This is a genomic window from Providencia sp. JGM181 (genome assembly GCF_018257375.1).
In the GTDB taxonomy this organism is placed as follows: domain Bacteria; phylum Pseudomonadota; class Gammaproteobacteria; order Enterobacterales; family Enterobacteriaceae; genus Providencia; species Providencia lanzhouensis.
This window is the reverse complement of the sequence record NZ_JAERJY010000029.1, coordinates 22,660-29,193: the sequence shown is the minus strand read 5'-3', so window position 1 is coordinate 29,193 and position 6,534 is coordinate 22,660. Positions and strand designations below refer to the sequence as shown.

At 42.5% G+C, this 6,534-nt stretch carries 8 protein-coding genes; 6 read left to right on the top strand and 2 right to left on the bottom strand.

What is annotated here, in order from left to right; genetic code table 11:
- The 6 genes from JK188_RS06255 to JK188_RS06235 form a co-directional block, all read left to right on the top strand.
- Positions 1–221 (top strand): DUF6396 domain-containing protein (locus JK188_RS06255; protein ID WP_249216022.1); only part of this gene is annotated, 221 nt, incomplete at its 5' end.
- Positions 221–817 carry a tetratricopeptide repeat protein gene (locus JK188_RS17720; RefSeq protein ID WP_249215476.1) on the top strand — a complete coding sequence of 199 codons (597 nt, stop codon included), beginning with the start codon at positions 221–223 and terminating at the stop codon, positions 815–817. The genes JK188_RS06255 and JK188_RS17720, both read left to right, overlap by 1 nt.
- Positions 798–1,166, top strand: a complete 369-nt coding sequence (locus tag JK188_RS17715; RefSeq protein WP_249215475.1) for a DUF6396 domain-containing protein — start codon at positions 798–800, stop codon at positions 1,164–1,166. Before JK188_RS17720 ends, JK188_RS17715 begins: the two co-directional genes overlap by 20 nt.
- A gap of 5 nt (positions 1,167–1,171) precedes the next feature.
- Positions 1,172–2,179, top strand: coding sequence for an SEL1-like repeat protein (locus JK188_RS06245; protein WP_249215474.1), 1,008 nt, complete (start codon positions 1,172–1,174; stop codon positions 2,177–2,179).
- Between the two features lie 12 nt (positions 2,180–2,191).
- On the top strand, positions 2,192–2,455 hold the full coding sequence (locus JK188_RS06240; protein ID WP_108478407.1) for a PAAR domain-containing protein: 264 nt from the start codon (positions 2,192–2,194) through the stop codon (positions 2,453–2,455).
- A complete protein-coding gene (locus JK188_RS06235; RefSeq protein WP_211887313.1) occupies positions 2,452–3,576 on the top strand; it encodes a hypothetical protein in 1,125 nt (374 codons plus the stop codon). Before JK188_RS06240 ends, JK188_RS06235 begins: the two co-directional genes overlap by 4 nt.
- Positions 3,577–3,661: 85 nt before the next feature.
- On the opposite strand, the gene glpQ is transcribed toward JK188_RS06235, so the two are convergent.
- Together glpQ and glpT are read right to left on the bottom strand one after the other, a co-directional pair.
- Positions 3,662–4,735: a glycerophosphodiester phosphodiesterase gene (gene glpQ, locus JK188_RS06230; protein ID WP_006659015.1), complete on the bottom strand. Its 1,074-nt coding sequence runs from the start codon at positions 4,733–4,735 to the stop codon at positions 3,662–3,664.
- Between the two features lie 199 nt (positions 4,736–4,934).
- Entirely contained in the window at positions 4,935–6,284 is a 1,350-nt protein-coding gene (gene glpT / locus JK188_RS06225) for a glycerol-3-phosphate transporter (protein ID WP_036955981.1), read from the bottom strand.
- Positions 6,285–6,534 lie beyond the last annotated feature (250 nt).

The window sequence follows — 6,534 nt, the reverse complement described above, 5'->3', positions numbered from 1 at the left end:
TAGTTGATACTTTTAAAATTAATACAACCTCAAAAGATTATTACTATCTAGCGGTAAAACCGGATCCAGAACGCTCAGCCCGCTATGAAGCAATAGTCAAAGAAATAGATGCCTCTGACGAAACAGCCAAATTCCCCGATATCGATAAAATCGTTCCGCTCCCACCTGCTGAACTCCCTGAATGGGATGGCACGTTTGAATATCAAAAAGAGCCACAATAATGCAAAGCCATATCTTGAAGTATTGGCAAATACTGGGTGGGCTATGTATGGTCGCATGGCTATCCGGCTGTGCGACTAACACCAAAATGAATGACAATTTAAAAAACTTTCAATTTACCTGTGTACAAGAAAAAGATCGTTTTCCCCCCCTCGACCCCGAAGCGGATGCGTGGTTTAAAGAAGCACGAAATTTAGAAAAACAAAAAGGCAAAAAAGATTATGCCCGTATTGGGGCGTTATATCGCCAAGCCGCCATGAAAAGCCACTATAAAGCTATGGGGAATTTACAAGCGCTGATAGCGGCAGGTGATGTAGCCCCAGCACAAGGTCAATTCAGGCAACAAGAGGTCATTGACCTTGTTGAACGTTTAATCAAAATGGACATCCCGTTTGGTTACTTCATTATGGGCACCTATTTACAACAAGGGTATGGCGTTGAACAAGATTCCGAAGCCGCATTTCAATATATGCTTAAAGCTGCAGTAATGGGGAATCCTGATGCGCAGTATGTTATCGGAGAACGATTTATGGATGCCACTCAGCCACAATCGTATCGGTTGGATTTTAGGTCAAACCATGTTGGCGTGCTCTGCTGAGCAGGGATATTCTGAAGCAGCTTATACCCTCGGTGTTGATTATAAAATTAAAAAGAACTATACACAGGCATTGTATTTTTATCAAAAGTCAGCTGAATATAGCCATGAACTTGGCGCTTCTACACTAGCTGATGCGTTTAATACTAATGACCCAAACAATGATCTTGATTATGTGGGGCAAAAAATAGATCCAGAACGCGTTAGACGTTATAAACTGATTGAACAAGAGTTGAGTAATAATCCCTACGCTAAATTCCCTGATATCAATAATATTGTCCCGCTACCACCTGCCGAACTCCCTGAATGGGATGGTACGTTTGAATATAAAAAACAGGCGGAGGGGAAATAACCAAGATGAATCTCTCCTTTTTATTTCATCATCAATCCATTGCTCGCGGCATATTTAAATGTGGTGCATTGACTTGTAGCATGTTGATACTGAGCGCTTGCAACCCGATGGATAAAAAAGAAGAGTCGCCGCCGGCTCAAAAAACAGAACCCGACTTAACGTTCATCTGTGTGTATGAAAAAGACACCTTGCCTCCCGTTGATCCTGAAGCCGACATTTGGTTTAAACAAGCCCGTGAACTTGAAAAGGTCAATAAATCTCAACGGGATTATGCTCAAATTGGTGCTCTCTACCGTAAAGCGGCAGAGCGTAATCACCCCAAAGCCATGCTTAACTTAAGTAACTTAATCAGTTATGGCAAGGTCTCCCCCATTGAAGGTAAAGGTCCAGCCCAAGAGGTGTGGGATATTATTCAAAAAATGGCTAAATTGAACATCAGTTACGGTTATTACCAAATGGGGCATTATCTAGACACGGGTTATGGCGTAGCTGCTGACAGAACGAAAGCGTTAACTTACTTTCGTCAAGCAGCTGATTTAGGTAGCCCCGAAGCCCAATATGTAATTGGCGATATTTTTGTATCTCAACGTTTATCGGATAGAGATAATCCAGCTTATCGCCCTGATATTGGGAAAAAAATGTTGGATTGCTCTGCAAATCAAGGTAATGGAGAAGCCGCATATCGTCTGGCAAATTACTTATGGAATGTTGAAGAAGATACTGGTGGAACATTAAAATATTATCAGCTATCTACAAAAAATGGGTATCGACATTCAGCGTCAACTTTAACTGGTGCTTTTGACCCAAAAACAATATTAGGAAGTATTGATTATCTTGGCGTAAAATCTGATAAAGAACGTTCATTACGTTATTATGCAATCGTCAAAGAAATGGATGCTTCTGACGAAACCGCCAAGTTCCCCGATATCGATAAAATAGTCCCGCTCCCACCTGCTGAGCTCCCTGAATGGGACGGCACGTTTGAATATTCAAAACAACCGGATAACCAATAAAAGGATCTTAATATGCGCGCACTTGTTCGTTTAGGTGACAAAACCACTCATGGCGGTGAAGTGATTACTGCATCTGGCTCTGTTATGTATGGTAAACCCATCGCTTTAGTGGGCGACAAAGTGGATTGTCCAAAAAAAGGGCATGGCGTTAATGCGATTTTACCCGGCTCAACGCGCATTTTAATATCCGGTCGTCAAGCGGCACTGAATGGTTTCCAAACTGAATGTGGATGTACGCTTATTGCGAGCTTATCATCGTCGGGTGAACAATCATGATGAACTGGAGAGTTCCATCATTAGAGCATCCTCCAGCCCCTAAAGTACCTCGTTGGATACTTTGGTTTTTGATTATGCTGATTGTGGGGGCTCTTGGATTTGGGCTGAGCCTCTATTTATCCACAAATGAAATGCTATCGCCAACTACCAGCAACACCATGCTGATGATTGTATTCGTTATTTGCCCCGCGCTGTTGGTGGGTTTTATTCGATTTTTTATCTACTCAATCGCTGCTTATCGCTATCAACTTTTTACCAATATGTTAGATGATGCTCGCAGAGAATGGCGTTATTGGGCAGGCAAGCACCTTGGGGTGCTAACGTATACTCGATTAACGCAAATCGATGAAGAGCAGCAAAACGGTATTTCTTTATCTTCATTACCACCCAATAAAGATAATGTATTGACGCTAAGCTCATTGAAATCACTTCCTTCATGGGAAAAACAAGAAATAGTGGTGCGAAAATTACTTGCGCCTATTGCCGAGTATTATCATCAACAGGCTCTTACTCAGCCGATTACCTTATATTGGCAAGCTGAAGATAATGAGTCTAACTGGCAGGAACTGATTGAGCAGGAAGCTACCCGTTTGTCATTGACGCTGGAATCTGTTGAGGTATTGCCCGCCGAGTCGTTCAGTCAATGGTTATTAGCATTGTATGAAAATGCCTTTGAACCCAAGCTATACGCTATTTTGGCGTTTCAGTTAGATTCGACGGCGAGTGAAGAAGCCGCGAGCCTATTACTTGCACCTCAAGGATTTTACGAACGTTTAAGAGCGCCTATCAAAGCAAAGCTCCTGCGTCCGATATCTACAGATAAAGAATCTTTCGCAAATGCACTGAAAACACAGTGTGAATTTCAGTATTCAGGGGAGCAGTTGGATAGGGTTTGGCACAGTGGCGTGAAAGAAAATGATAAAGGAAAGTGCATCGAGAGCTATGCACGACAGAAAGTACCTAATTTATCAGAGCATCTTTATGATATTGATGCCCTTTTAGGGAAAGGCTGTGTAGCTCGCCATGTTGTGGCGCTGTCATTGGCGTGTGAATATCCACATTCCAGCCTTATTGCTCAGCAAAATGACGCTCAGCTTTTATTGCAGCAAATTCAGGTTTAAAGTCTAAGTAAGAGAGTCGTTATTCTGATTGAAAAGACTCTCTCGAGTCATTGACTTGCAATTGGCTCAAGAGAGTGAGGGAGAGTTACTTCTGCTTTTGCTGCTCTAAGAACTTAACCCCTAAATCTGGGAAGTCTGTAAAGGCACCATCAACATCAGCTTGGTTATAAATAATGTCATATAACTGCTGACCATCTTTCGCGTACTTAGGCAGTTTGTCCACACGGATAGTAAATGGATGCACCGCCATATGGTTCGCGTGAGCTTCCTTCACCATACCGTTCACTTTGATATTGGTTGGCGTAGAATCTTCGCTAATGAGCATATGGTAATCAGGGCCAATACCATCTGCGTAGGTTGCAATTTCTTTCATCGCACCCGGCTTCATCATCCAATCATAGTTATAGTTCACCCAAGTACCGTCTGGCTTCTGCTCTTGTGTTTCTTCCCAATCGGTATAAGCGATTAATTGGATCAGTTTTAAATCCATTCCCATTTCAGGCATCAGTTTCGTTTTGATGCGCTTTAGGTCAATTGGGTCGAAAGATTGCAGATAAACGTTAGAATCTTTGTTGGTATAGCCATACTCTTTCAGGACTTCTAAGGTTTTCTTGGTGATGTCCTTGCCTTCTTGTTGATGGAACCAAGGGGCTTTAATTTCAGGGTAGATACCGATATTTTTACCCGTTGATTTGTTCAAACCTTGAATAAATTCAATCTCTTCTTGGAAGGTGTGGACGCGGAAATCAGATTTACCCATAGGGAAACGGTTTGGATAGCTTTGGACTTTTTTGCCATCAACAATGTCGAAACCTTCCGTGAATTTCAGAGACTTAATTTCTGGTAGGGTAAAGTCAATGGCATAGTAGCGACCATCTTTACGTGCGCGATTTGGGAACTTATCCGCTACATCAGTGACGCGATCCAGATAGTGGTCATGAAGAACAACCAGCTCATTATCTTTGGTCATCACTAAATCTTGTTCGAGGAAATCCGCGCCTTGCGCATACGCCATCGCTTTCGCTGGAAGGGTATGTTCAGGTAAATAACCGCTTGCACCACGATGGGCAATCACCACTTTACCTGCCGTTTCGGCAGCCGCGGACACTGACATCACTAAGACCATACTTGCGACTAATGTTTTTAATTGAAAATTCATCAGTAAATCTCCTTGGTAATCATTCTTTGTAAGTAAAGAACTTGTAGGTAAACAGTTTTATAGGTAGATAAATTTATAGATAAATACTTTTGCAGATATAAAATGGTGCCGATAACAAATTTTGGGTAAAAAAATGGGTTATATCCTTTTCTTGATATAACCCATCAATCTAGCTAATCAACTCAACATAAGCGGTCGCTTATTGGTTTTTAGCAAGTTCACGTTTATGTTTACTTTCGCTCAGCATAACGATGAACAGTAAAACAACGGCCAGTGCAGAACCACCGATCATCACAGCAAAACCGCCGTTCCAACCGAAGTAGTCAACGGTATAACCGACGATAGCACTTGCGGCAACAGAACCACCAAGATAACCGAATAAACCGGTGAAGCCTGCTGCTGTACCTGCTGCTTTCTTAGGTGCAAGCTCAAGAGCGTGCAGACCAATCAGCATGACAGGGCCATAGATTAAGAAACCGATAATCAACATACATGCCATATCAACGCCTGGGTTACCCGCTGGGTTCATCCAGAAGACGATAGTTGCAATAGTCACTAAGGTCATGAAGAACACGCCTGTCGCACCACGGTTACCACGGAAGACTTTATCCGACATCCAACCGCACAGCAGCGTTCCTGGAATACCCGCATATTCATACAGGAAGTAAGCCCATGAAGATTTATCCATTGTGAAGTGTTTAACTTCGCGCAGGTAAGTTGGTGACCAGTCCAGAACACCGTAACGCAGTAAGTATACGAACACGTTAGCGATAGCAATCATCCACAGAAGTTTGTTAGGGAATACATACTTCATGAAGATAGCTTTAGCGGTTAATTCTTCTTCATCAGAGGCTTTATAGTCTGTTGGATAGTCGTTTTTGTACTCTTCAATTGGTGGCAGACCACAAGATTGCGGAGTATCACGCATTAATGCGAAGGCAATCATTGCCACTAAAATAGCCGCGAATGCTGGCATATATAGCGCAGCTTTCCAGTCGTTAAACCATGCCATACCTAACAGGAACAGTAATGGAGGCAGACCACCGCCGACGTTATGCGCACAGTTCCAAACGGAGACGATTCCGCCACGTTCTTTTTGTGACCACCAGTGAACCATGGTACGTCCGCAAGGAGGCCAACCCATACCTTGGAACCAACCACATAAGAATAACAACACGAACATAATCATGATGCTAGACGTTGCCCATGGTACGAAGCCCATGAATATCATGACAAGTGAAGCGAGGATCAAACCTGCCGGTAAGAAGTACCGAGGGTTAGCACGGTCAGAAAATGAGCCCATGATAAATTTGGAGAAACCATAGGCGATTGAAATCCCAGATAATGCGAAACCAAGGTCACCTTTAGAGAAACCTTGTTCAACGAGATAAGGCATTGCGAGGGCGAAGTTCTTTCTAACTAAGTAGTATGCTGCGTAACCGAAGAAAATCCCCAGGAAAATCTGCCAACGTAATTTACGATAGACGGGATCTATCTTATCCGCTGGCAGCCTCTCGATATGAGCGGCGGGTTTAAACATGCGTAACATAAAGCCTCCGATGGCATGTCAGTAGTTATATGCTCTTCATTTCACATATGTTGTGAAGTTGTTGAGCGTTTATTATGGGAGAAGTAACAAAAACGAAAACAATCGAGTTTCTTTAAGCGCTTTTATTTTCTAATTGCGCTAAATCTTAATCGTTAAAAAACATTTTATCTGTAATCTAACGCACAATTATTGATTTTGTTTATCTGGCTGCATAGTTAATGCGATTTGTGAATGGAATGGAACTAAAATT